19 protein-coding genes are annotated in these 24,683 nt (G+C 55.7%); 15 read left to right on the plus strand and 4 right to left on the minus strand.

Annotation, left to right across the window (positions count from 1 at the left end):
• Positions 1-962 precede the first annotated feature (962 nt).
• The 3 genes from SH573x_RS07300 (at position 963) to rdgB (ending at position 4,151) form a co-directional block, all read left to right on the plus strand.
• On the plus strand, positions 963-1,961 hold the full coding sequence (locus SH573x_RS07300) for an IS110 family RNA-guided transposase (protein WP_479353372.1): 999 nt from the start codon (positions 963-965) through the stop codon (positions 1,959-1,961).
• Positions 1,962-2,316: 355 nt separating this feature from the next.
• Positions 2,317-3,543, plus strand: coding sequence for a hypothetical protein (locus tag SH573x_RS07305; RefSeq protein WP_479353755.1), 1,227 nt, complete (start codon positions 2,317-2,319; stop codon positions 3,541-3,543).
• 5 nt (positions 3,544-3,548) lie between these two features.
• Entirely contained in the window at positions 3,549-4,151 is a 603-nt protein-coding gene (gene rdgB, locus SH573x_RS07310) for an RdgB/HAM1 family non-canonical purine NTP pyrophosphatase (RefSeq protein ID WP_479353757.1), read from the plus strand.
• Between the two features lie 140 nt (positions 4,152-4,291).
• Here the strand turns inward: rdgB and SH573x_RS07315 are convergent, their stop codons facing one another.
• Positions 4,292-4,888: a TIGR02996 domain-containing protein gene (locus tag SH573x_RS07315; protein WP_479353759.1), complete on the minus strand. Its 597-nt coding sequence runs from the start codon at positions 4,886-4,888 to the stop codon at positions 4,292-4,294.
• Between the two features lie 276 nt (positions 4,889-5,164).
• Here SH573x_RS07315 and SH573x_RS07320 point away from each other — a divergent pair, with 276 nt between their 5' ends.
• The 10 genes from SH573x_RS07320 (at position 5,165) to SH573x_RS07365 (ending at position 18,072) form a co-directional block, all read left to right on the plus strand.
• Positions 5,165-6,229, plus strand: a complete 1,065-nt coding sequence (locus SH573x_RS07320; protein WP_479353760.1) for a hypothetical protein — start codon at positions 5,165-5,167, stop codon at positions 6,227-6,229.
• A gap of 89 nt (positions 6,230-6,318) precedes the next feature.
• Complete coding sequence (locus tag SH573x_RS07325; protein WP_479353761.1) at positions 6,319-6,888, plus strand: hypothetical protein; 570 nt, start codon at positions 6,319-6,321, stop codon at positions 6,886-6,888.
• A 61-nt stretch (positions 6,889-6,949) separates the two neighbouring features.
• Entirely contained in the window at positions 6,950-9,049 is a 2,100-nt protein-coding gene (locus SH573x_RS07330; protein WP_479353763.1) for an AAA family ATPase, read from the plus strand.
• 114 nt (positions 9,050-9,163) lie between these two features.
• Positions 9,164-9,421, plus strand: coding sequence for a hypothetical protein (locus tag SH573x_RS07335; protein ID WP_479353765.1), 258 nt, complete (start codon positions 9,164-9,166; stop codon positions 9,419-9,421).
• Positions 9,422-9,627: 206 nt separating this feature from the next.
• Positions 9,628-13,113 (plus strand): DUF8586 domain-containing protein, encoded by a 3,486-nt coding sequence (locus tag SH573x_RS07340; protein WP_479353767.1) that lies wholly within the window; start codon positions 9,628-9,630, stop codon positions 13,111-13,113.
• Positions 13,114-13,161: 48 nt separating this feature from the next.
• Positions 13,162-14,199 carry an AAA family ATPase gene (locus SH573x_RS07345; protein ID WP_479353769.1) on the plus strand — a complete coding sequence of 346 codons (1,038 nt, stop codon included), beginning with the start codon at positions 13,162-13,164 and terminating at the stop codon, positions 14,197-14,199.
• Between the two features lie 22 nt (positions 14,200-14,221).
• Complete coding sequence (locus tag SH573x_RS07350) at positions 14,222-14,971, plus strand: radical SAM protein (protein WP_479353771.1); 750 nt, start codon at positions 14,222-14,224, stop codon at positions 14,969-14,971.
• Between the two features lie 165 nt (positions 14,972-15,136).
• Positions 15,137-15,967, plus strand: a complete 831-nt coding sequence (locus tag SH573x_RS07355; protein ID WP_479353772.1) for a hypothetical protein — start codon at positions 15,137-15,139, stop codon at positions 15,965-15,967.
• Between the two features lie 117 nt (positions 15,968-16,084).
• Positions 16,085-16,600: a hypothetical protein gene (locus tag SH573x_RS07360; RefSeq protein ID WP_479353774.1), complete on the plus strand. Its 516-nt coding sequence runs from the start codon at positions 16,085-16,087 to the stop codon at positions 16,598-16,600.
• A 14-nt stretch (positions 16,601-16,614) separates the two neighbouring features.
• Complete coding sequence (locus SH573x_RS07365) at positions 16,615-18,072, plus strand: hypothetical protein (RefSeq protein WP_479353776.1); 1,458 nt, start codon at positions 16,615-16,617, stop codon at positions 18,070-18,072.
• A gap of 111 nt (positions 18,073-18,183) precedes the next feature.
• On the opposite strand, the gene priA is transcribed toward SH573x_RS07365, so the two are convergent.
• Complete coding sequence (gene priA / locus SH573x_RS07370) at positions 18,184-20,469, minus strand: replication restart helicase PriA (RefSeq protein WP_479353778.1); 2,286 nt, start codon at positions 20,467-20,469, stop codon at positions 18,184-18,186.
• Between priA and nadD the strand changes: the two genes are divergently transcribed.
• Positions 20,448-21,164, plus strand: a complete 717-nt coding sequence (nadD, locus tag SH573x_RS07375; protein ID WP_479353780.1) for a nicotinate-nucleotide adenylyltransferase — start codon at positions 20,448-20,450, stop codon at positions 21,162-21,164. The two genes, priA and nadD, sit on opposite strands and share 22 nt — an antisense overlap.
• Positions 21,165-21,319: 155 nt before the next feature.
• On the opposite strand, the gene SH573x_RS07380 is transcribed toward nadD, so the two are convergent.
• Complete coding sequence (locus SH573x_RS07380) at positions 21,320-22,111, minus strand: creatininase family protein (RefSeq protein WP_479353782.1); 792 nt, start codon at positions 22,109-22,111, stop codon at positions 21,320-21,322.
• A gap of 321 nt (positions 22,112-22,432) precedes the next feature.
• On the opposite strand from SH573x_RS07380, the gene SH573x_RS07385 reads away from it, so the two are divergent.
• Positions 22,433-23,257 (plus strand): serine/threonine-protein kinase, encoded by an 825-nt coding sequence (locus tag SH573x_RS07385; protein WP_479353784.1) that lies wholly within the window; start codon positions 22,433-22,435, stop codon positions 23,255-23,257.
• Between the two features lie 297 nt (positions 23,258-23,554).
• Here SH573x_RS07385 and SH573x_RS07390 read toward each other — a convergent pair whose 3' ends face one another.
• On the minus strand, positions 23,555-24,646 hold the full coding sequence (locus SH573x_RS07390) for an LOG family protein (RefSeq protein WP_479353786.1): 1,092 nt from the start codon (positions 24,644-24,646) through the stop codon (positions 23,555-23,557).
• Between the last annotated feature and the right edge of the window lie 37 nt (positions 24,647-24,683).

Below are 24,683 nucleotides of genomic sequence, written 5' to 3' on the forward strand. Positions count from 1 at the left end.
GATGATCTCCGCCGGCTGATAAGGCCAACTCTGCTGTTTGATATCATTGAGCGATTACGGGGCAGCGCGCAACGGTTGCTGTTGATTGGCACTACTTCCTTCGTAGGCACAATCGGCAATTGCGGAGGATCTTTTCCAGTAAACAATCTCAGAAGTAATCCTCCCGTTAGGTAAATTGGGAGGATCTTGCCCAGGCTGTGTATCTTCCAGTCACCTCTCCAAGGCTTCGCCTTGGGAAGGTCGAATCGGGCCGTAGCGAGATTCGGGAGGGCCCCGTGCACGTCGCCGATCTTGCCAGAGATTGGACGTTGGACCCGGGCGCGTAGAGCGGCTGTCCCCAGCCGCTCCGCACCCGCTAAGCATGGATCTTCAAACCGCAGGTCTGTCCCCCGATCTCAGCCGATAGCGCGGGGACAGACCACGGATTGTTTTGGACCACGGGTTGTTTTGCTAGCGTCACCAGCTAACTCACGTTACTCACGCCCGATGTCTGTCCCCCGATCTTGAAGCCTGCCTAGCGCTGGCCCCCTCCCGCAGACTTCGGCTGAACGCCTCGTCTGCGACCTCCCCCGCTGCGCGGGGGAGGTGACCGCGCGACAGGATAGCGCGGGGACAGACCACGGGTTGTTTTGCTAGCGTCACCGGCTAACTCACGTTACTCACGCCCGATGTCTGTCCCCGATCTCGAGCCCTGCCTAGCGTTGTGCCCCCTCCCGCCAACGACGGCTGAACGCCTCGTCTGCGACCTAGTATATAGCGGCCAACTAAGATGTTCATGTTCGACGTCGTTGCAACGGTGTCGGACTCAGCTACCCAGACAGTTTATCGACCCCGAACGAATGTACACATTTGTAGCTCGTGGGGGAGCGAAGTCGGGCAGCTGATTGTTTTCTATCCGAACGGTCGCTGAGTGCTCTTCGCCAAGTGCGAGGAAGCCTGAATTTACTAGGTAGGAGTTTACAATGACAACATATGATCGCGTGATCGGCATTGATGTAGCTTCCAAGAAGCTAGACATTTCCGATTCCCAGGGCAAGCTGCCTTCAACGATTAGCAACACGGTCTCGTCCATTGGCAAGTTGATCGAGCGCATCCAAGAGCCTGAAAAGACACTTGTGGTTTGCGAGAGCAGCGGTGGTTATGAGAATATCATGGTTGACCTGCTACACGAGGCGAAGGTCAACGTGGCGGTGGTCAACCCGCGCAAGACTCACTACTACGCCAAGGCACACGGGTATCTAGAAAAGACGGATACCATTGATGCCAAAGTAATTCGGCATTTTGGTGAGCAGGTCAAAGTCCATTTGACCAAGCCGCTTACCGAGCGAGAGAAGAAGCTTCGGTCGCTTACGCGTCGTCGAGTACAGGTCATGACGATGATCAACCAAGAGAAGAATCGCTTGCGTTTTGAGGATGAGACGGTCAAGCAATTCGTTGAAGAGAGCTTGAAAATGCTGAAAAACCAGCTAAAAGCTCTGAACGAGCAGCTCAAGGAGCAAGGCAAGGAGATGAGCAAAGAGACACCTAACGTAAGGATCATCTCCAGCGCGCCAGGCGTGGGTCTCATCACGACAGTCACACTGTGTGCTGAACTTCCTGAACTTGGAAAAATCTCTCGTACGGAAATTGCCAAGCTTGTTGGTGTGGCTCCGATGGCCAACCAAACCGGTCAGAGCGATGGCAAGAGACGCATTCGCGGAGGTCGATCAACGGTGCGTCGTACACTATACATGGCGGCCTTAGTGGCAACCAAAAAGAATCCAGTGGTCGAGAAATTCTATTCGAGGTTATTAAGCCGAGGAAAACCGAAGAAGCTGGCGTTGATCGCGAGCATGCGAAAGCTGCTCCTGATCCTTCACGAGATGGTACGTACGCAAACGATGTGGGACCCCGAGAAGAAGGCACGTGACCAAGCTGTCGCCAGCCTGGCCACGGGCGCTACGTGCTCGGCGGGTCATTGACTCACCGGCGACTAAGTTATCCCTTACAAAGTTGCGTCCCCGCAGAGCTTTGCTATGTTTCACTTAGCACAGTTCATAGTAATGCTGCGCCTGTAGGAAATCAAACATTGAGTTACCGGCGCCATGCCTTGAAAAATCCCGGGGGTTTGGGGGCTGGCCCCCAAGATGCCCAAGCGAAGGGAAGAAATTTAAGATTCTTCCTTGACTACCAACTAGACGGTCGCTCCCCCGCTGCGCGGGGGAGGTGACAGCGCGAGGGGAGCATTTCTTCTCTTCGCGCCGCGCAGGGCATTTGGTAGGAGTTGGGGTGGTCGCAGATAACCTTAGACTTCCCCGAGGATGGAGATATACAGAGATGACGGAACGTCACTGGAAACGCAGCATCATTGCTCGGTCGTTGAGTGCCTTGCTTGTTTCGGTCGGTGTGACTAGTCCCGCCTGGGCTGGGCCTCCATCGATCCTGAGCATGTTTCAAGAACGACCCGCCGCGGCATCAGAAGAACAGTTGCTGCTCAAAGACGAGCATGGTCCGTGGCTGATCTTGGCTTATACGGCTAACGGCGATGACGCGGAAGAGAAGGCAATTGCGCTGGCTAAGGAGCTTAGGCAAACACTGCGCACTGAGACTTACGTGCACCGCAAAGAGTTCGACCATTCTCAGCCGCTGGTACAAGAGAGTCGTCGACTGAACTATGGCAATAGAGAAACCATGTACACCAAGAAAGTGCGCAATGCCAATGCATCGCGTGATAAAGTCTTCGCTGTGCTGGTCGGTAACTATGGTTCGCCCGATGACCCGCGCGTTAAAGACACGATGGACAAGATTAAGACTGCCCAGCCCAAGTGCCTGGCCCCGAAAGCTGAAGATGCTCCCACCAAAGAGAATGTCGAATCCAAAGATACCAACTGGCTGATCTCAACCAAACGCAAACTGCTGTGGCAAAAATCGGAACGCAATGCCCAGAAGGGGCCGATGGGTGGCGCGTTTATTACGCGCAACCCGCTGCTGCCCGATGACTACTTCCAAAGTGCAGTCGATGATTTCGTGGTGAAACTCAACGAAAACATCGATCCACCTCAATATTCGTTGCTGAAGTGCACCAAGCGTTACACGGTGCGGGTGGCTTCGTTTAACGGACGGGTAGTAACCGAATTGGCCGGTGGGTCTTTGGTTCCTAAGAGCAACGAAGAGGAGATCAGCGATTCGTTGGTCCAGGCGGCCGAGAATGCGCATAAGCTAACCGACGCTCTGCGCAAGAAAGGTGTCGAAGCCTACGAGTTTCATGATCGCAACGCCAGCTATGTGTGCATCGGTGGCTTTGACACTCTAGGCGAAGAAACCGCAGGCGGCGGGCCCTTCGTTTATAATCCCGAGATGGTATCGATCATGCAGCAGTATTGTGGCTACACGATACGTTCGTTCAAAGATGCTGCCACGGGTCGCGTTACCAACACGCCAACCTGTAAGATGTTGGAGAACATCCCCTTCGATGTCGAAGGCAAGTTTATTTCGATCCCCAAAGCTTCCACAAGCAAACTCTATCAAGGATCCTTGCTCGGCAAACCGCGCATTGGTGAATGAAGCTCATGATTTCAGAACTCTCCAGCGGCATCGTAGTTGGCACGCACAATCGCAAGAAATTGATCGAAATGCGTGATCTGCTCGAGCCGCTGGGGTTGAAGCTGCAATCGTTAGCGGAGACGCCGGGCGCGATCGAAGTCGAAGAGACGGGCACAACCTTTATCGAAAATGCCAGGCTGAAAGCCGCCGTGCAAGCCCGGCATCTACAGCGCTGGACTATCGGCGAAGACAGCGGTCTATGTGTTCCCGCTCTAGGTGGTGAACCAGGCGTCTATTCGGCTCGTTATTCAGGCCCAGGCGCGACCGACGAGAGCAACAATCGAAAACTGCTCGAGCGCATGAGACAACTGGCCGGCGATGATCGCAGTGCATATTATGTTTCCACGATCGCACTGGCTGACCCCAGCGGCCAGATCCGCGCCGAAGCTCAAGGCCAATGCTGGGGCTGCATCTTGACCGAATACCGCGGTAGCGGCGGCTTCGGCTATGACCCGCTGTTCGAAATCCGCGAGTACCATCGCACGTTTGCAGAACTAGGGCTAGTCGTCAAGTCCGCGCTCTCTCACCGCGCTCGCTCCTTGCGCGCATTCCTGCGCCAGTTGCACTGAGTTCAGATCATTGCGGAGCAATCGCTCTTCTCCAAGAATTTTTAAACGCAGAGATGTGGAGAGTCGCAGAGAAGACCGAAAGTTCAATCGTCTGCCTGTTCTCTGCGGACTCTGCGGTCTCTGCGTTTTAAAAAAGGATCCTAATCGTGTAACATGCCCAAGAATCCACCAGGGTCAAGATGCGCGTGCCGCAAATCACCGGGGAAACGTTTGGCCGATGGATCGATGGCCACACAGTGATTCTGCAGCGCGTGCGCACGAGCCGTGCGGACATCGTAGCAGTAGTAGACCAGTCGCTGACATTGGCTGCACATGCGGACATCCGGCGTCTCCTCGATCGCTTGCAGATTCTCCCAACGCAGCGGGCAGCGGAATTCGATTTGCAATTCTTCCGCTTGCGTTGGATTTGCATCCAAGACATCCGCCATGTAGCGAGTCGTATTGGGACACAACTCGATGTCCCCCAAACCTACCAGGCTCACCCAGACCAGATCGACTTTGCGCAGCAGACGCTCGCGAACTTTACGCAACTCTTCGTGCTTATCAGAATCAAATTCGGAACTGAGTGCCGCTTCGAACATCTGCACATCATTGCGCAACAGTTGTGCACGCGGGTCTTGACGTTCTTCTAGCCAATCGGCGTAGATTAATCTCGACGACAAGTCATCTGGTTGAAACCAGATTTCGCGAATAAAGGCTTGTTCTTGGCGGTATTTGTCGGGCGTGTTGTTGTACATCGCAGGCTTGATCCAATCGTTCTTAAGTTGCGCTAACAGGACTCACCCCGCCCGGAGCCTAGCTAACGCTGGCTCCGACCTCCCCATGCTGCGCATGGAGGGGTGACAGTCACCTCCCCCGGCGCAGCTGGGGGAGGTCGCAGACGAGGCGTTTAGCCGAAGTCTGCGGGAGGGGGCTGAGCGCTAGGTTTGACGCGTCCAAAGTCTGGCGACTTCGGCTACAATTTTCACTACGGACTCAGTAAGTTGGCAAATACTTTATGTGTAAACTAATTTGTGTTAACGCTCAATCGTTTCGAATCGAATCTCCTCGATATCTTGCACGCGATGCTGGGCGAGCAATCGCCGGGCGCAGTGATGATGAAGGTCTTGCAACCGCTGCGCTATCCAGGCTGTCTCAGTGAACCAGCTGTGCGCGCGGTTGAGCGTTCGCTGGCTAAGGGCATGACCGCCTGGTTGGCTCGGTCGGGCGGTTGGCAGCAGGCTCGATTCATGCGCGGCGGTGCGGCAGTAACCGGCACGCTCTGGCAACGCACTCCACCTGAGCAACTCGGACTGACGTTCACCAAACGCACACTTCAGTTTCTGATTTGGATCACTCGCGGTCAACTGCTCGATGCCCAAAATGGCACTCATTCAGGTCTTCGTGATTTGAGCTTGGGCGATCAACTGGTTGTGTTTCGCACGCTAGCCTGGCTGCGTTTGACACCGGTGGGCGAAAAGTGGTTTAGCAATTCAGGTTTTGCGCAGTTACCGCTGGTCGCCCTGCATTTTCCACATGAAATAAATTGCCAGCGCTGGCAAGCACCTGACTTCACGCCCTGGCTGGCTAGCCCGGCAGCGACTGCGGTGCTCGAGAGTTTGCAAATCAACCTGGCTGAAGTCTGGGCCGCGGTCGAGCGTGGTAAGAGTTGGATTACCGACGTGGCGCGCATGCAGCGGCTCGGCAGCTTGCAGCGCGATATTCTGGCCGCCTATCTCGACGCTGTAGACTCGGCGGGCCGCCGCGATCTGGCTCGTTTCTTGCTCGTCGCTCTCCAAAGGGTGGTCGGACGCGATGATGATCCAGTAGCGGCCGCTGGTGCCTGGGTCCGCAGCTTGCAGGTTGGATCCATGCGGCTGGCAGACCGAACTCAAGTCTATCATTCTGCGTCTACATTCTTGGCGGTCGCCGCCCGGCTGCGGCAGTGGACTGACGAAAGTCGTCAGACTGGATATTTCGACGAAGGATATGCCGCGGCGCAGTTGTGGATGGCCGACTGGGAGCAGTACGATGGTGATAGAGTCACTCTGCGAGCCTTGGCGATGGTTCGCCGCTTGACCGCTAATCTAACCAGTTAGAAACGGACATTGGGCCGCTGATCACAACGCTAGCCGCTGTTGTTCGACTGGCCGATAACCTGGGCCCACGCAACGAAAGGGAGCAAACGATGAGTCGCGCTTACCGCGTTCATGTAGAAGAGTCGTTACGACGCGTGGTGCATGCCGAAGATCACGTTCGTTGCCAGCTGGAAATCCTGGAAATCTTGCCGTGCGAACAATTGGCGCAGCTGCTGGCCAGCGAACTGGCCAAACTTGGTTTCGACGTTCAAGGCGATACGGCCAAACGCCAAGATGGAAAGGTTCTAATTGAAGTTGATTTACCATCGGCCACCGTTTCCGTGCGAGCCACTGGCACCCAGACGGTCGAAGTCAAAGGCAACAAGAGCAAAGTCATCTACGATGAACAGCGATTGGAAAAAGATGACGTCGAAAAGCAACTAAAAGCCGCGCTAGTGGAAGACTTGGGCGTTCAAGCTTCGGGGCATCAAATCCAACTGCAGCGCAAAGTCACGGATCAACTCGAAGCCGCCCTGGGCGACATCCGTCGCGAGTTGGATGGCGCTGTCAATCGCGTCACTGCCGAAGCTCTCAAGCAGCGAGCAGCGCAACTGGGACAAATCAAATCGATCAGCGAAGATCCTCAAGCCGGCTCGTTGACGATTGTCGTTGAAGTGTGATTCAGTTTGTGCCCTAATCCCGAATTGGACGCATCTACGTGCTTAGGAAAGCGCCGCCCCGATGAGTACGCCCGTTGCCCAGCTATCACTGGCTCAAGAATTGTCCGTCGAGCAATCCGTGGAATTGGCTTACAGCGATCCACTGGCAGATACAGCCAATGACCTGCAGCGCAACTTGCCGGTGCTCATCGAATGCGACAAAGACCTGGCACCATACGTCTACACCAATATGCGTTCTCGGCTGAAGCAAGCGGGAATTCAATGCGTGTACCTGGATGGTCGTCCGCGACAGGGACAAACGGCCGACCTGACTTGCGGGTTAGTGGGTACGATGATTGCCCAGTTGCGCGATGCGGTGCGTGGGGTAGTTGAAAAACGTGTCGCAGTTCTTCCGCATCTCGATTTGTTAACAACCTCTCAAGGTGGTCTGACCAGCGAAGCCCGCGAAGTGATTCCACTGCTGTACGAAAACCCGGAACTGGTTTGGCTGGGTTTCAAAGATCCCAGCTTTCCGTTGCCCGAAGTCATCGAGAATCTTTTCCCGCGCCGTCGCAGTATGCTGGGCATTCCTCGTCAACGGCTCAAAGCGTTGGTAACGCAGCGCGAAGCCCGCAAGTTTGGACGCGAGTTCAATCCTTGGGCGCTCTACAAATATGTCTCGGGCATGAATGCCGTGCGGCTGCGCAAACTATTGTCGACGCTCGACGGCGAAGATTATCCGGCGGATCCACGTCGCGCATACGCTCAAGTTCGAGCGATGACCGCTAGTGGCAATCTCGAACTGCCCAATATCGACTTGGACAAAGACATCGGAGGTTATGCCAGGGTCAAAAGTCGCTTGAAGGCCGAGATCTTGGACATCTTGCAACGCAAAGAACAGTTGACCAATCCGGAGGAGATCGCGCGAGTAGAACAATTGATTCCGCGCGGCATGATTTTTTCCGGACCGCCTGGAACCGGCAAGACGTTGTTTGCCAAAGCCATGGCCACGGTCATCGGAGCGGCTATTACAATCGTCTCCGGTCCTGAACTCAAGAGCCGCTGGGTGGGTGAAAGCGAAGAGCGACTGAGGCAAGTGTTTCATCGCGCGCGACAAGCGGCTCCTTCGATCATTGTGTTTGATGAATTGGACTCGTTTGCCGCAGCCCGCGGCACTTATACCGGCTCGGGTGTCGAACATTCGATGGTCAATCAGCTCTTAACCGAGATGGATGGCTTCCATAGTGATGAACTGGTATTTGTGGTGGGAACAACGAACTTTGTCGAAGTTCTTGACCCCGCCCTGCTCCGCCCCGGCCGCTTTGAGTTTCAATTGCACATTCCGCACCCGGACGCCCATGATCGCGGCGAGATTCTGCAGATTTACAATCGCAAGATGAATTTGCAACTGGATGACGCGGCTCTTGAATTCACGATCAAACGCACGGGAGAGTTTGTGGAAGGGGCCGCCGCCGGAACTCGCTTCACCGGCGATCATATCAACGCCCTGTGCCGCGCGATCGGCAGATTGCGTTTGCGTGAGAACATCAGTGGACCGACCACGAGTTTGTTGGTGGATCGCGCGCTAACCGAGTGGTGCGAGCGGCCGAAGATGACGGCCAAGGAACAGCACGTTGTGGCTACGCACGAAGCGGGGCATGCCGTGTGTGCCATGTTCTGTGAACACTCGCCCTCAATCGATCGGATTTCGATTCGCGGTGATATGGCCGGCGCGCTTGGCTTTGTGCGTTACCAGGATCCAACTCGCAAGTACGTAGTCACACGCGGTGAACTGCTGGACGATCTGTGTGTACTGATGGGCGGTCGCGAAGCCGAGCAGTTGCTGCTGGCAGATTTGTCGATCGGATCCGCAGGCGATCTGGAGCGAGCCACTCAAATTGCTAGGGCGTTGGTGGAAGAGTTCGGTATGGGTGGAGATGCCGTAGGGCTAGGACACAATATAACGGCCCCCAGTCGCCACGAACCCCAGCGTCAGTTTTCGCCCGCTCAATTGGAAGCCATCGATCGCCAAGTGCGTCAACTGCTCGAGGAAGCGCGTTCGCGCGCCGCAAAAATTTTGAGCGAACAACAACCTCTGGTCCAGACGCTACGCGATATGCTGGTCGAACACCAAGTTATCGACGCTCAGTTGCTAAAGTCATTGATACCACCAACTCCGTAGCGGAATGCGTCAAGCATTTCGTGAATCACGCTTTACTATGAACACCATAACGCACGAAAGCCTTGACGGCTTCCGCTACGATGAATAAACCTCCTGGCTGAAAGAGTTGACCTTATGGCGGAGATGATCATTCGTTTGCGCGTCAATCCCGAGACGGGCAAGAAGGACATCCTAATCGACTTGCACAGCGACGATGATTCGTTGCCGCATGAGCACGAACAGCTGCATCGTCAACTGGTCGAGAAGTTGATCGCCGGTGGCGTGCTGCAAGAATCGGAAACCGGTAACGTCATTGTTCAGCGAGTAGCAGAAGAATCGGCTGGCCAGTCGACAACTCAGAGTCAGCCCGAACGCCGAAAACTTTCAGAGTAATTGTCGCCTTTTGCTCCGCAAAAGGAACGCGCGTGCTGTAGCGGAATGCGTCAAGCATTTCGGGAATCACGCATAAGTTAGGTAGCCACCGCAGCCAAGCGGTGGATTGCGCCGGCGGGCGTGTCCACCGTCAGGCGACGATGGCTACAAGGTGCAAGAGAATTTGCCTTTCGCGGAGCGAAAGGAGACTACGTGAATCGCATTCTATGAAGTATGTGCACTTTCCGACGCTCGATCACTTAAAGCTAGCGCTTAACGGCTGCGCTGTGCCAGCCGAAGTGCAGGCGGCCCCTTGTCGATCGGCGAGCGATGGAGCGGGCATTTGGGTGGCTGCCGATGCATGGCTGAATAGCCTACCTGAACAATCGCTGAATGCACTGGGCGCATCGATAGAGTCGGAACTGCCCTCTGATAAAAGACTGCGGGAGCACAGTTGTTGGTACGAACTGGTGCCGCTGGTGGCTGAACCGCACCTCCGCCGCGTGGATGCCCAAGGCCTCCATGAAAATCTCAGCAGCGGGATCATTGTCTTTCGCATCGCGTCGACCGAGCGCTTCGTACAATTGGCTAGTGAGATGCTGCGCTTAGGTAACGATCGACAAGCCTACCGACGGGTGACAAGCCAGCAGCAAGAGTGGACGCTACTGAAGGTCAACGATCCACCATACTACTCGTTGATTAGTGCCCTGGAGGATCATTCAACCTCGCCGCAGCTGATTGCATATCGCGAGGTCAAACCGCGGGTGTGGATGCAGCTAGGCTATGTGCATCCACTTCTAGAGCGTTTATCGCCACCGCCCGGTTTCTGGTTGCTGATCGATGGGGCCAGTGGGTTTCACTTTATAGTTGAAGAAGCCTTCCAAGATATCTACCAGGCGATCGATGCGCGGCTAACCATTCCGACTAGGACCTGGCAAGAGCAGGCATCACCTATCAACTTTCAGGTTCCGCTCCGACTGAGCGTTGGCTCGTCACAGGCAGAAGCTGAGTTTTGGGTGGTGCGGATGTCGGCCATGCAGCAATTGGAACAGCTGGTCTTGCGCAGCGATGAAGAACTGATCTCAAGGTTAGCCTTTGCGGTGGTTGAAGAACCTGACGGTCCAGTTGTCCTATTGCGCGCCCGTCCCTCGCGCAGCGCGCCACCGATTCTGGTCATCGACGCCGAAGCGTATAGTTCGTATTTGCGATTACCAAATTTGTTTGTCCCTGTGGGCATGCGCGTAACTCCGCCGTTGCGGCGCGATGCGATTAGCAAGTTGTTGGCTGCGGATAATCGGCAGGTGACTTGGCTGTGTCCGGTGCGTGGCGACGATGATGGGCCGATCCAGTCCCATCGTAACCAATCAACGTCGTATGCAATTGCGGCGCTGAGCGTACCGGATAACGCGTTTCGTCCGCTGTCGGATTGGGTCGAGTATGTGCTCGATCATCATCAGCCCGCTTTGAAGGCTTGGACTCAGTCGCATCAGTTTCAGTTTGATGACTACATCTGCCGCGACGACATCCAGCCCGATCAGCGTCCCGAATTGCCGGCTCGACCAGCGCCCGCTACCAAGAGCGATGGCCGGAAGTCACCACAGCCTGCCAAAAGTGACAAGCATTCACCGGTTGGCCCTGACAAGTTCGAAGCTGCAGCTGAAGCCTTGCTGGGTGACTCGCCCGAGGCGGCCGCGCTGGCCAAAGTAAAGCCCAACCAGTTGGTGCAGCGCCTGCGTGAATTAGAGCAAGCGTTTATTAACTGTCAGGAGTCCTGCGAAGGTCGGCAGCGGCGCCAATTGTGGCAACAAATGGGGGCGTTAAATAGTCAACTGAAGCAGGCCATGGACTGTACGCTGTGTTGGTGCAACTATGTGTGGTCTGCACCTAATGAAGAAGTTGCAGTGACCGCGCGGCAATGGCTGATGGCGGAGTTGCGCATCAATGGCAAGACGCGTATCGATATCGAAACAGTCAGAGCCATCCTGAAGCAACGCCTGGCCAAGCCCGAGGAGGCCAGTTTGCTGGCGGTGTACGTCATCCATGCGGTGGCGGCCAAGCGAGGTCGCACGGAACTGAAGCCGCACCTGGCCGAACTCGCACAATTCTTTACGAAATACGAACGAGTATTGCCCATTCGCGTGGTCTGGATGTCGGCTTTAGCTATGAACCAGCTAACAGGTGGTGATCTGCTGGGACTGGCGCGCGTGCGCGATCGCTTGCTGCAGCGGCTGCACGAGAACGGTATGCGCAGCGAGTTTGATCTGGTCAGTTTCCTGCACGGCCATGGCAGCAATCAGAGCGATCAACAACGCGTGCTGCGTTTGCGACTGCCGGAGCTCTTCAGCGCCTTTGAGCGTTGGATCGACGATGCGCTGGGTGGTCGAACGAAGATTTACGTCCAGCTGATATGTGCTTATGGCCTGGTCAAGATTGGCGAAACTGCTACCGGTCGCGCTCTAATGCAAGAGGCACTGACGGAGCTGCCTGCAAAAGATCGAATTCATCGTTGGATGGGTAAAGCGTTTGAATTCCGCATTCAACAGGCGGCCAAAGGCGTATCCAGTCGTGAGCCGCTGGGCAATCGACTTTTAAACCAGCTGGAAAGCATGGATCGGCTGGAGCGATACAAAGCGGATCGCATGCGTCAGCACTCGCGGATTTTGGAACCTCATGATCGGATTGATGCGTATCGACGGTGGCATGGACGGTACCGCGACGAGATCCAGCAAGCCATGGCTCAGCTGAAAGACGAACGCAACCTGGACGAAGTACGCAAACAACTGCAGCCCATGCTCACTGCACATGCGTCGGGCGAGCGTGGATTGCGAGTTCTGGCATATGCGCTCGAGTTTGCTCCGCGTTTGGGAGACGAGTTTGCGCAGCGGTTACTCCAACGCGTACCTGCACTGTTGGCAGAAGGCACCGACGCGATCGAGCGCGCACTGTTGTTACAACGAGCTGTATATGTGGCCGCCCACTTCGGGCACGATCAAATGGTCGAAAGTCTCATCGGTGCGCTGACCGAAGCTCTACCATCGATCGTCCAGGAATATTTGCGTTTGGATAATCAATATGGACCAGCTGACAAAGAGCAGATCGAAACCGTCGAGTCGCTGCTGTTGCAATCCTTCAAAGGCATGCGCAAACTTGGCATGCGTGAAGCGATGGCGGCGCTTTACGGTTCAATCGAAACCTTAGTCGAAGCCCATCGCGTCCAGACAGGGCGCGAAGTCCGCAAGTCGACGACCGGCAAAGTAGACCGGGCGGTGGCGCAGCGCTTACACTTGCTGCTGTGCGTGGCCAGCGGCTGGTATCACTTTGGCCAGGTCGAACAGGCGACTCAGATCATCAATCGAGTCTATAAAACACTAATCGATGGTACGTTATCCACGATCGAGCAGCGAAGACTGGCTGTGGCCTACGCACAAGCCGTGGCTCAGGCCCCTATCGATACGGCGCTCAGCCGCTTGTTGCAGCTTTTTAGAGTAGACGCATCCGGTAAGCGTTTGTTACCAAAGATCGAGGATACGATGACGACTTCGTCGCACTTTTCAGTTTCGCAATTCGACTTGATCGAGACCACCGTGCTATCGCTGCTGAGCGACGAATCGAGCTGGGACGCAGCTAGCCAGGTATGGTTGGATCAAGACGAATTTGCACTGCGCAAACGGATCCACGCAGACATGCAGGCGGCCGTCCACTTATCGCGTTAGGCAACGAACAACACACTTTCTACTGCAATTGGCTTAGGATTGGAATTAATGAAGCCCGAAGAACTGCCGTTGGAACAACTCGAGGCCGAAGCCGAAACGGTGCGCACTCGCATCAATCGACTGCGTCAATCGCTAGGCAGATTTTTTGTCGATAAACAACATCTGATCGATTTGATGGTCATCGCCGCAGTGGCTCAAGAACCCCTGCTACTAGTGGGACCGCCGGGCACTGCTAAAAGCGATCTGATTCTCAAGTTCAAAGACGCTGTCGGGGTGCGCGATGAAGACTATTTTGAGTACATGCTAACACGTTTCACTGAACCGTCAGAGATCATCGGGCCGATCGACATCAATCAACTGCGTGAAGGGCGTTACATCCGCTGCGAGCAAGGAAAGCTACCGACTGCCCGGTTGGCGTTCTTGGATGAAATCTTCAAATCGAACTCGGCGATCCTGAACATCCTGCTGACGATCGTCAATGAAAAGAAGTTCTATCAAGACGGGGTACCGCAACCCGTGCAACTGCGGGTGCTGTTTGCGGCCACCAATGAAGTGCCTGAACATGGCGAGTTGAGCGCGCTAAAAGATCGCTTTGTGCTCAAAGCGGAAAGTTTACCTGTGCAGCATGACCACTTTACCGAGTTGATCGACGCGGGATTGCAAGCCGAAGTGTATCGGAGCTTGAATCAAAAGCCTTGGGCTGAAGGGCATGCGTCGCTGGATGATTTTATCAAAGCTCATCGATATTTGACGTTTCAGTTCGGCCGAAGTGGTAGCTCTGGCGGCCGTCAAAGTGCTTCTCTGGCTGACGTGCCGGCTAATGAAAACGATCGACAACGCTTTTTCCCGGATGATGTATTCCGGGAATTCCAGCGTTTGGTAAAAACAATTGTGCGTGAGCAGCGGGTGTTTATCAGCGATCGCAAGCTTGTCAAACTATACAAACTCTTGCGAGTGCGTTCGTGGCTGCTCAGCGGTGGTACGGTGACACGCGACGATCTGCGCATGCTCATGTACTTGGGTGACACGCCCGAAGAGATGGCGCTGCTGCGCGAGAAAGTCCCAATCCTGTTAGGTGATGCATAAACTATTTTCAATGCATTTGCAGATGAAGCTTCAACGCGTATCAATCGAACTGACCAATCAATGTCCGAAGGCATGTTCGTTTTGCTACAACCACAGTCATGCTGCAGGCGATACGGTTTGGTCTGTCGACGAACTGGATCAACTGGTCAGCGACTGCGCGCTGCACGGAGTGCAGGCCGTTTCCTTTGGTGGCGGTGAGCCGTTAGTCTATCCCGGGTTGGTCGAAGTGCTGACCAGGTTGCAAGGCAAACTGTTTCGATCGTTGACGACCAGCGGATGGCGATTGGATAGTCAGCTCGAAAGCTTGCGGGAGGCTCGACCGGATAAGGTGCATGTGTCGATTCACTTTCCGCAAAACGAGAAAGAGGTGGACTACGCGGTGCACTGTGTGCAGTTGCTCGAGTCGGTTGGATTGCGCAGCGGCATCAATCTGTTGGTGGATAGTCATCAACTACCCGCTGCCGCGCGGGCTGCCCAGAGAGTGCGCGAGGCGGGCATTAGCAACGAACGTATCGTTTATCTGCCGATGCGAACGATCAATACACCCTCGCCTGACCAGGTGGGCGCGGTGGCTGGCAGTCAAGCGTTCCAATCGACCAGTTGCTTGCGTGGTTGTGCGCGCAGTCCCAGGTTTTGTAGCATAAGCTGGGATCGGCAAGTTGCGTGGTGTTCGTACACCGCCACGCGCCGGCCGTTGCATCACCTCAGTTATGATAGTTTGATAGACTCGCTAGACGGCTTGGGTTTGCAGTTCTGTGGCACAGACCTCTAGCCTGTGTCCACCTCCGCACTTCTGTGGCATAGGCGTCCAGCCTGTGTCCAAAAGCGCAGTTCTGTGGCATAGGCTTCTAGCCTGTGTCCACCTGCCAATGTACAAAACACAAAACACAAAACGCCGGGTAACTCCCACGGCTCGAGAGGAGAGTTCGGAAACAGCATGGGTCCCAACGACAAACAAGACTTTCCGGCTGCCCACAGTATGGATACTGAGTGGTACGCGGTCGATGCTGATGGTCACGTAGCGCACTTCTCGACCGGGGAAGCGGGTCGAGCGCCCCATACAGCGCTCGAGGGTCGCGAGATGGAAGATGATACGCACAACATTGAGGACATCATTACGAATCTGCCGGCCGACAGTGGCATCGAATACTATGTCGATGATCTAGTTGATGCTGCAGGTGGTCCGGTCTTTGATTATGCGTGGGAGTCTGGCCAGTTTGAATCGGTAGCGTTTTCGGATGTCAATTCGTGCTACTATGCTCTACTGTTGCTGCGTGATGAATCCTTATTCACTACTCAGGCTCCGCCACCACGCCTAGGCTTGCTCACGCGCCTGCGACGTGCTGCCGCGCCTGTGCCGCATGTGCAGCGCATTGGAAACTCGAAACACATTCTGGGCTTTGTCCGCGAGGCTTTGCCGGTCAGCCAGCTACAATCGTGGGTCAACTCTGGAGTCGTGATCAAAGCGTGGGTCAATCACGGTTTGTCACCCAACCGCGTGGGCATCTTCAGCTACGAACATGGCAGTGCGTTTGAGAACTGGATATCCGGACCCTATTTTCGTGGCGAGCGCCCGGCTCAGCCATTGAAGTTGGAGCAGTTGCCTGAACAACTTCGACCAGTGTTTGCCCATACGCGTTTCCCCAAGGCACGCTTTGCACGCGATGTGGCAGTTGATCCGGGGGAAGTGGGGCCGTGCGCCGGTTGGGATAGCAGTTGGGTCTCGCTGGACGGTATTGTTCACCGCAACGAAGAGGAACCAGGCTAACCTGAGTTTTTCTTGGAACAACCGATAGCCATGTCATGAACCTTGTTTCACGAATACTTTTTCTTGAATACTTTTTCTTGAATACTTGCTTCACGAAGTTTAATGCGGTGCTCGAATATGCAGCCTTTCGCCGAATTGATTTGTGCGTACCTGGATGGAATGCCGCATGCCGATGGTATTTTGAATGATGCTTTAGAGGAGGCCGGTCGCCAGCGCGTGGCTGTGCCCGGTACGGCCAGTGAGCGATTGGCGATTGTGCTGGAAAACCTGGTCAGCATTAGCATGTCGCGTCGATTGTCGGTCGACTACGCGCGGCATGTGATGAAGTACTTGGACAGTCATCGAGCTCAGGTGCTCTTGTCACTCAAGGAGAATGCCGTGGCGATCGACCCCGATGGCCACGAGTTACATACTGAGCAGCCCTTGTTCGAGGGTGACTTACATTCGTATGCGTATGGACATTTGCATGAACTAGGTTGGGAGGAGCAGCCAACGCCAAAGTCGAGCGCCGCCTGGGCGCTGTGGAGTGCCCTGCTGGTACCCGTTCAGCATGTGGCATCGGCTGCCCAGCGCACGCTGCAGGCTGAAGTGCAATGGCAGATTGAACACGTCAAAACTTTGATGATGGAGTAAACACACTTCGGGCGATGCCTACGCATTTTGAAATACAAGATCCCGATGCCGCTCGACGTTATCTGTGGCAAGGGCTCGGAATGGCGCGAGTGCCGGTTAATGATGCCGAGGCGGTCTTGCAAGTACTGCGCGTTGTACAAGAGATGGCCAGCGAAGGGTGGCCGGTACCGCTGCTCGGTTTTGTTCACGACATCTTAAGCGTGCTGTGCCCAAGCCGGATAACTTCGAAAGCGCCTGTGGATGCCGTCCTCGCTCTAGCCGGCGTTCCCCTGGATCGTACGCTGGGTCGGCGCTACGACGACTATGTGCTGGGCAAGCTGGCTGCCGACCTCAGCCTGGAGCGCGCCGCTGACGAGATGCATAAGTATTCGATGGGCCAGTTGGATCGCGCCTTGGCCTTCACGCTTGCCCAAATCGCTCAGCGTGCTGGACTGGATGGAGCAACGTTCAGTCCATCGATCATGAAAGCTTGTTTCGCGCTGGACGCGCAGTCGCTGGTGGCTGCGTTCCATCAAGCCAACGCGACCGGCGTACCTGCTGAATTGTTACAGCAGTTGGACGAGTTAATCCAACGGGTTCGCAATACCGGCGAGTTGCTGGGCGCTGAAGATATCTTTGAACTGGCCAGCGGTACTGCGCTGACTCCTTTTGCGCAGCGGATCGCGCTCCGCCAGACACTGCAAGCCACCGAGTACCTGACGGCCGTATTGCCTAAGCTCAAGCCACGCAGTAGCGCCAGGCAGCAATCGGTGGCCACCAACATACAAGCCGAGGATCATTATCCGGTTGGAGGTTTCTCGTCGATTTCCAATCGCGGCACCATCGAGAGCTTGTTGCGCTCCGAGCTGGCGTACATGGATAGCGAAGGTCGTCCTGACTTGTTCGATATCCGTTTTGCCCGCGACGAACTGCTGTATTACTCGCGCGACGAGAATCAGTTCTTTCGTCGGCGCCTGGCCTACGTCTTTATTCTCGATTCCAGTCTTATCAGTGCACGCGTCAAAGACGCCGCCATGGATTGGCAACGCATCATCTACACGTTGGCCTGCGTGGTGGCCGCGATTCGCAAGCTGACCGAATGGCTCAGCAGCGACGCCTTGCAGTTTCAGATATTGTTTCCCAGTACGGCCACGACGCTCGAACTCAATGAGGAGTCTGCGTTATTGGAGATCGTCTTCAAGGAAGACATACGCGCAGGGTTGGTCCAACTGCAGGCAATCGCACCGGCTGAGTTGGACTGGCGAATCGAAGGGTTGGCCAGGCGCAGTTTGTGCCATTGCATTTGGCTACGTGGTGCAGTGGGTGATCAGGTCATCAGTTTATCACCTGCTCTGATGCAACGTTTGCCACCAGCGGTCACGCTCTACTGTGATGAGCGCCTGCCCTACATTGAATGCGATGGTCAGCTGATGACTTACGACGACACCGATCATCCCTGGCGCGAGGCGCTTGCTAAGCTGTTGGAATTGTAGAGCGGCTGTCCCCAGCCGCTCGGCACCCGGCAAGTCGCATGCCTATCACGCTGGTCGCTCGGTCGGACGCTACTTTGGTTAGAGGGTGCTGAGCAGCTGAGGACAGCTGCTCTACAACGTGTCCATGGGGTCGATATCGATTACGTACTGAATGTCTTTAGGTGGTTTGATATCGGCGATCGTTCGGACTAACAACCGATTGAGTGGTTCGGGCTGGTGGGTGTGTAGCAAGATGTGATAGCGATACTTGCCACGTAGTTTGGCTAGGGGCGGTGGTGCTGGACCGAGCATGCGGGCGTCGATGCCATGCAGCGTGCGGGTCGCTTGCAGGCGACCAGCAAAGGAATCGGCAAAGCTCTCCGTTTGCGCTTGATCGGGGCCGCGCATGATGATGCGCGCCAAGTAGCCGTAGGGTGGATAGCCAAACTGCTCGCGTTTCTTAAGTTCTTCGGATGCGAAGCTCAGAAAGTCGTGTTTGCTGGCGGCGACGATTGAAGGATGTTCAGGCGAATACGATTGGACGAGCACTCGGCCAGCCTTCTCACCGCGACCCGTGCGGCCTGCGACTTGAGTTACCAACTGGAACGTGCGTTCGGCAGCGCGAAAGTCGGGGAAGTGCAACGCTGAATCAGCATTGATAACGCCGACCAGCAAGACGTTGGGAAAGTCGAGCCCTTTGGCAATCATTTGCGTGCCCAGCAGTATCTGCAATTCGCCAGTGCGAAATTGGCTCAGCACGCGTTCATGACTGCCTGGCCGGCGCATCGTATCGCTATCCATGCGGGCGATCTTGGCTTGAGGGAAGCGATTCTGAACTTCGACTTCCAAGCGTTGCGTGCCCAGACCACCGTAATGAATGCCATCGAACTTGCAGCTCGGACACACCGGTGGCGTCGGAATCTGGTAGTCGCAGTAATGACAGACTGCTTTGGCGCCGTCGCGATGATGGGTCAGCGGTAAATCGCAATCGGGGCAGGCCACCACGTGACCACAACTGGGACATTGAATGGTGGTAGCAAAGCCGCGGCGGTTCAGCAGGAGGATCACTTGACCTTTGTCGTCCAGAGTTTGATGGATCGCTTGGTACAGCGGTCGACTGATCGCGCCGCGATTGGGTTCGGTATGCTGCAGTCGCAGATCGATCGTGGTGACTTCGGGCAATGGTCGATTGTGGATGCGTCTGGGCAAGCTGGCCAGGCGATAGACGCCGGTCCGTGCTCGTTGCCAGGTTTCCAGTGAGGGGGTGGCTGATCCGAGAACGACGGGGATCTGCTCCAAGTATGAACGATGCAAAGCTACATCGCGGGCGTGATATCGCGGCTGATTGTCTTGTTTGAACGAGCCATCGTGTTCTTCGTCGATCACGATCAAACCCAAACGTGGCACCGGCGCAAAGATGGCGCTACGTGGCCCGATGATCACCGATGCTTCGCCGGCGGCGATGCGTCGCCACTGGTGATGGCGCTCGACGGGGCTCATGTGACTGTGCAAACAGGCTACGTTGCCAAAACGTTCCATAAAGCGATAGCGCGTTTGCGGAGTCAAGCTGATCTCGGGCACCAGCACAATGGCGCTGCGACCATACGAGAGCACTTCATGGATGGCTTGCATGTACACTTCGGTCTTGCCGCTGCCGGTGATGCCGTGCAAGAGAATTGTTTCTTGCTTGCCCGAAGCCAAAGCGGTCAGGATTTCGCGCAGCGCTTGCCGTTGATCGATGCTCAGGGCGAGCGGCAAGTTTTTGGGTTCAGGAGCCGGCGGAGCCAGATTTTCGATGACGCGTTCGGTGCGGGCTTCGATGAACTCGGCATTGCGCAGCAGCGCCAGCGGACCGGCCGAGCAGTGGGCGGCGGCGCGCAGTTGATCGCTGGTCAGCGGTCGACCTTGGGCAATAAGTGCTCGAATGATCTCTTGCTGCTTGGTCGAAAGTTTACCGAGCTGCTCGGGATCGTGAGCTTTATCGGTGGGATACAGCATGACGCGTTGTCGGCTGCCAGCTGATGAACGCACCGAGGCGGGTACGGCTGTTTCGAAGACCTGGCCCAGTGGAGCGATGTAGTAACGGCTCATCCACTGCATCAATTCCAGCACTTTGCCGGTACACAGCGGTTCGGCATCGAGAATTTCAGTAATCGGTTTGTAAGCTTCGGGCGATTGTTGGACCTGCAAGACTTCGATGCAGTAACCGAGCATCTCGCGATTGGATTTGCCCAATGGAACTTTCACCCGCACGCCGGGCACCGCCAGCTCGAGCATATCGGCAGGCACACGGTAATCCAGCGGCCCGTGAGGGGCTTCGGAAAAAACGATGCGGGCCACCGTCGAGGTGACTTGTGCATCGAGTTCCCAGAGAGGAACATCTTGAGGAAACAATTGTGGTTGGTGGCCGGTCATCATCCAATATCCTACGGCAAAGCGGTCGACTGTACATTATGGGCACCAGCCAGGACACGAAAGGTCCAACCAACCCCGCCTCTCGGCTGCGGCGCGTGGGGATTATGGGAGGCACCTTCGATCCCGTACATCTTGGACACTTAATTGCCGCCGAACAATGCCGCGAACAACTACAGCTTGACGAGCTGCGTTTTTTGCCAGCGGCGGTGTCGCCGTTTAAGTTGGATAAACAGTCCGCTGACGCTCGTCATCGCGTCGAGATGCTCAAACTGGCCACCGGCGGTAACTCGAGTTTTGTGGTCGATGACCGCGAAATTCAACGCGGTGGCACTTCCTTTACTGTCGACACTCTGCGGGAACTCGGGCAAGAGTTGGCCGGCGCTCAACTGGTCTTTCTGATGGGGGCTGACTCGCTGGTCGATTTCGACAAGTGGCGGGAGCCAACGCAGATCTGCCAGCTGGCTCACGTTGTCGTTGTCGCCCGCGGTGGTTATGCACCACCCGATATGCAGATTTTAGCCAAGTACTTGCCAGTGGGTGCCGATCTGTCGCAGCATGCGATCTCCATGCCTGAGTGTGAAATCAGCAGTAGTTCGTTGCGCGCCGCTGTCGCCCAGACTCGCAGTATTCGATACCAAGTGCCCGCCGCCGTCATGGCTTACATTGAGCAACATGCCCTGTATCGAAATCCCTCGTAGCGGAATGCTCAAGCATTTCGGGCTGTGGCCCTCGTAGCGGATTGCGTCAAGCATTTCGTGCTGTGCAGATAACGGCAGTGAAGAACGAAAGCCTTGACGGCTTCCGCTACGAGAAAGCCCTTGTAGCGGAATGCGTCAAGCATTTCGTGCTTCCGCTACGAGAAGGGGAATGGCGGGCTGGGGTCGGCGGTGGCCAGGTCGATCAGGCAGGGGGCGATTCTGGCGACGATAGCCTCGGTCAGTTGCGAACCCTTGTCGGCGGTGGCGGCGTGAGGATTGCCCGAACCGGAGTTGGTGGTCAGCAAGTGCCAAGGCCGAGTGAGGCTGACCCAGCCTTTCTCCAGGGCTTCGTTGCGCAAGGTCCGGACCGCGCCGGCGTCGGCTCGCAAGCCGCCGTCGTTTAGCGTAGCGACCAGCTCTGGCCGGAAGTGCATAATCAGGGAAGTTTCCATTTCGCCCGCATGGTCGTCGGGAAGTTGGCAGATTTCGTGGGCCACGTCGCGAATCATCTGGTACCAGTTGCACAGGAACAGATGAACACTGGTTTGGGAGACCAGTTCGCGCATGATCGGTTTGATTTCGTTGCCACCGTGGCTATTGAATATCAGCAGTTTGTCGATGCCACTGACTTGAATTGAACGGGTCAAGTCGCGAATAATTGCCAACATGGTGCTGGGCATGATATTCATGGCCAACGGGAATTCTTGCATGTTGGTTTCGGTGCCGTAGGGAATTGTCGGCAATTGCACGACACTTGCGCCCGATTCCCAAGCAGCCTGGCAGCAGCGCGAGACAAGTTCGGTGGCCTCGATCGTGTCGGTTCCATAAGGCAAATGCAGGTTATGCGGTTCGGTTGCACCCAGGGGCAGCACGGCTAGTGTGGGAGGTCGCTGCCGCACGTCGGCCAGTGTGATTTCATCCAGCCGCCAGGGTCGTGGTTGTGTCATCTGAAAATTCCAGCTTGGTAAACTCGGACGCTTGTAGTAAAAATCCAACCTGCCTTGGGAACGGAAAGCCGATACAGCCGATACCGCTTAGGAGTGCCTTGTCTGGTTCTCGCTCAAAGCGGGTCAACGCAGCTGTTTAATTTCACTCAATACAAAAACTTTAGCGATTGTGTGAACTTAAACACTCGAATTCCTTCCAAGGTAAGGTATCCTTGAAGAGTTCGCATGGGTTGATCTGTGACTATCGGTTTTTATAGATCAAGCGAAAGAGTCTAACGACTGGAGTCGTTAAGCAAAGCGATGATTGCACAGTATTCACAGATGGTGAAACAGCGTCAGGAAAACAATATCCTGAGGGCCCGCCAACGACTTGGCAAATACCGCATCGAGCGTCGCCTGGCTCAAGGCGGATTTGCTTACGTTTATGCGGCTATGGATACAATCGAAGGCGTTCGCGTCGCCTTGAAAATGCCGCATCAAGATGTGGTGACTCCTTCCATGCTCGAGTGTTTCCAGCGTGAAGCTCGACTGGTGGCGAGGCTTGATCATCCCAACATTCTTCCGCTGAAAGATGCCAGCTTTATCGATGGCCGTTTCGTCATCGCGTCTCGGCTGGGCGAACGGTCGCTCAACGATCGCTTGCGCAAACGCATGTCCTTCGAGACGGCCTTGGAACTTTCGCTGCAAATGGTCTCGGCGGTCGCATATGCTCACCAGCAGAAGATCATCCACTGCGACATCAAGCCCGAGAACATGATCTTGTTGCCTGACGGCCGGCTGCAGTTGGCTGACTTTGGGATCGCCAAAGTGGCGCAGCGCACGGTGTTTGGTTCCGGATCGGGCACCGTCGGTTATATGGCTCCTGAACAGGCCATGGGTCGGCCCAGTACCAAAAGCGATGTGTTTTCGCTGGGCCTGATCATGTTTCGGATGTTTACTGGCCATCTACCAACCTATCCATTCCAGTGGCCCTTCAAAGGTCATGCTTCGCTGCGCCGCCGGGCTCATCCAGAGCTGATCACTATTCTGCGCCGTTCGATGGAGCATCAAGCCAATCGGCGATATCACGATGCCGAAGAAATGCTCAGCGCTCTTCAGAAAGTGCGTCGCAAAGCACTACTGTTCCACCAAAAGGCCAAGAAGTAGAGCGGCTAGGGCCGCTGGGACCCCTCTCTGAACGATTGCATCGTGGAACGGGAGGGCGAAGGTCCTCCTGAGCCAACACCGCCATGAACAACGGACATAGTCACCGGGGAAACTGGCGGCCAGCATCATCAAACGCTAATACTTCCATCACCTTCTCCCCCGGGCCTATGTCCGCGCTTCAGTGCGGTGATTGGCTCAGGAGGACCTTCGCCCTCCCGGGGTCGCTCGGTCGGACGATACTCTGGTTAGAGGGTGCAGAGCAGCTGTGGACAGCTGCTCTACGCTCAGCCCTCCCGTTCAGCAATTTTGGGCTGAAACTTCGCATTCGGGGCAGGTGGCGTTGATGGCGTCGATCAGCTGACGGAGGCGACCGAGGCGCCGGCGGTCGAAGTGCAACCGCAAACGGGGCAAGTGTCCCAGTTCGGGCTCGTTGCTCTCTTCGGGCATGGCTTCCAGCTGCTCGATATCGCCGCTGACGACGATATCGGCAAACGCTTCATTGATCTGCGCCAACTGCGCCGGCGTCAACTTTTGGCAGATGCGCAGCACCAAGTAATTATTGACGTAGCGCATGCTGTGATAGACACGATAGAAATTGAGCGTGTGTTCGACAGCTTCCTCAACATTGTCGGTAATCGTAAAGAGGGCGAGATCTTCGGGGCTGATCAAGGCGGCCTTTAGCAAGTTGGCTTCGACAAACTTGCCGAAATGTTCCCAGTAATTTCCACCCGGTTCATCCAGTAGCACCATGGGGATCATGGTCTGTTTGCCGGTTTGCAACAGGGTTAGTACTTCCAGGGCTTCATCCAGCGTGCCGAAACCACCTGGCAGACAGATGACCGCGCTGCACTCTTTGACGAACATCAGTTTCCGCGTGAAGAAGTATTTCAGTGTGACCAGTTTGGGATCGCCATCGATGATGGGGTTGGCACTCTGTTCGAACGGCAGCAAGATGTTCAGACCCATCGACAGTTCGCGACCTGCGCCCAAGTGCCCGGCTTCCATGATCCCGCCACCGGCGCCGGTGATCACCATCCAGCCGTGGCCCGCCATGGCTCGGCCCAGCGCGACGGCTTGTTGATAAGCTGGATGCGTGGGCGCAGTGCGGGCTGAACCAAACACGGTAACTTTGCGGCGGCGCCGAAAAGGCTGAAAAACTTTGAACGCATACCGCAATTCGCGCAAAGTGCGGTTGAGGATCTTGAGATCACCGCGAGTTGTACCATCGCGTTCTAAGCGCGCAATAGTCTGCTGCATCATGCTCAGCAGATCGCCATGATCGGCCGATGCCGGACCAGCCACTTCGTCAGCCGGCTGGGGCCGCTCTTTCTCGTCTTCGCCTTGCGCCTCGGGGAACTTCTGCAAATCGAGATCTTCTTCGCTTGCCATTAGCACTTACCAGCCATGTTGGGGAATTCGGGACCAC

The sequence above is a fragment of the Rania fehmarnensis genome, assembly GCF_056494185.1.

What these genes read in the sequence shown, in the direction of transcription:
- SH573x_RS07355 (WP_479353772.1), top strand. Translation starts at nt 15,137, where the DNA reads ATGGGTCCCAACGACAAACAAGACTTTCCGGCTGCCCACAGTATGGAT.
- SH573x_RS07360 (WP_479353774.1), top strand. Translation starts at nt 16,085, where the DNA reads ATGCAGCCTTTCGCCGAATTGATTTGTGCGTACCTGGATGGAATGCCG.
- SH573x_RS07340 (WP_479353767.1), top strand. Translation starts at nt 9,628, where the DNA reads ATGAAGTATGTGCACTTTCCGACGCTCGATCACTTAAAGCTAGCGCTT.
- priA (WP_479353778.1), bottom strand. Translation starts at nt 20,469, where the DNA reads ATGATGACCGGCCACCAACCACAATTGTTTCCTCAAGATGTTCCTCTC.
- SH573x_RS07390 (WP_479353786.1), bottom strand. Translation starts at nt 24,646, where the DNA reads ATGGCAAGCGAAGAAGATCTCGATTTGCAGAAGTTCCCCGAGGCGCAA.
- SH573x_RS07300 (WP_479353372.1), top strand. Translation starts at nt 963, where the DNA reads ATGACAACATATGATCGCGTGATCGGCATTGATGTAGCTTCCAAGAAG.
- SH573x_RS07325 (WP_479353761.1), top strand. Translation starts at nt 6,319, where the DNA reads ATGAGTCGCGCTTACCGCGTTCATGTAGAAGAGTCGTTACGACGCGTG.
- SH573x_RS07345 (WP_479353769.1), top strand. Translation starts at nt 13,162, where the DNA reads ATGAAGCCCGAAGAACTGCCGTTGGAACAACTCGAGGCCGAAGCCGAA.
- SH573x_RS07305 (WP_479353755.1), top strand. Translation starts at nt 2,317, where the DNA reads ATGACGGAACGTCACTGGAAACGCAGCATCATTGCTCGGTCGTTGAGT.
- SH573x_RS07385 (WP_479353784.1), top strand. Translation starts at nt 22,433, where the DNA reads ATGGTGAAACAGCGTCAGGAAAACAATATCCTGAGGGCCCGCCAACGA.
- rdgB (WP_479353757.1), top strand. Translation starts at nt 3,549, where the DNA reads ATGATTTCAGAACTCTCCAGCGGCATCGTAGTTGGCACGCACAATCGC.
- SH573x_RS07350 (WP_479353771.1), top strand. Translation starts at nt 14,222, where the DNA reads ATGAAGCTTCAACGCGTATCAATCGAACTGACCAATCAATGTCCGAAG.
- SH573x_RS07365 (WP_479353776.1), top strand. Translation starts at nt 16,615, where the DNA reads ATGCCTACGCATTTTGAAATACAAGATCCCGATGCCGCTCGACGTTAT.
- SH573x_RS07335 (WP_479353765.1), top strand. Translation starts at nt 9,164, where the DNA reads ATGGCGGAGATGATCATTCGTTTGCGCGTCAATCCCGAGACGGGCAAG.
- SH573x_RS07380 (WP_479353782.1), bottom strand. Translation starts at nt 22,111, where the DNA reads ATGACACAACCACGACCCTGGCGGCTGGATGAAATCACACTGGCCGAC.
- SH573x_RS07315 (WP_479353759.1), bottom strand. Translation starts at nt 4,888, where the DNA reads ATGTACAACAACACGCCCGACAAATACCGCCAAGAACAAGCCTTTATT.
- SH573x_RS07330 (WP_479353763.1), top strand. Translation starts at nt 6,950, where the DNA reads ATGAGTACGCCCGTTGCCCAGCTATCACTGGCTCAAGAATTGTCCGTC.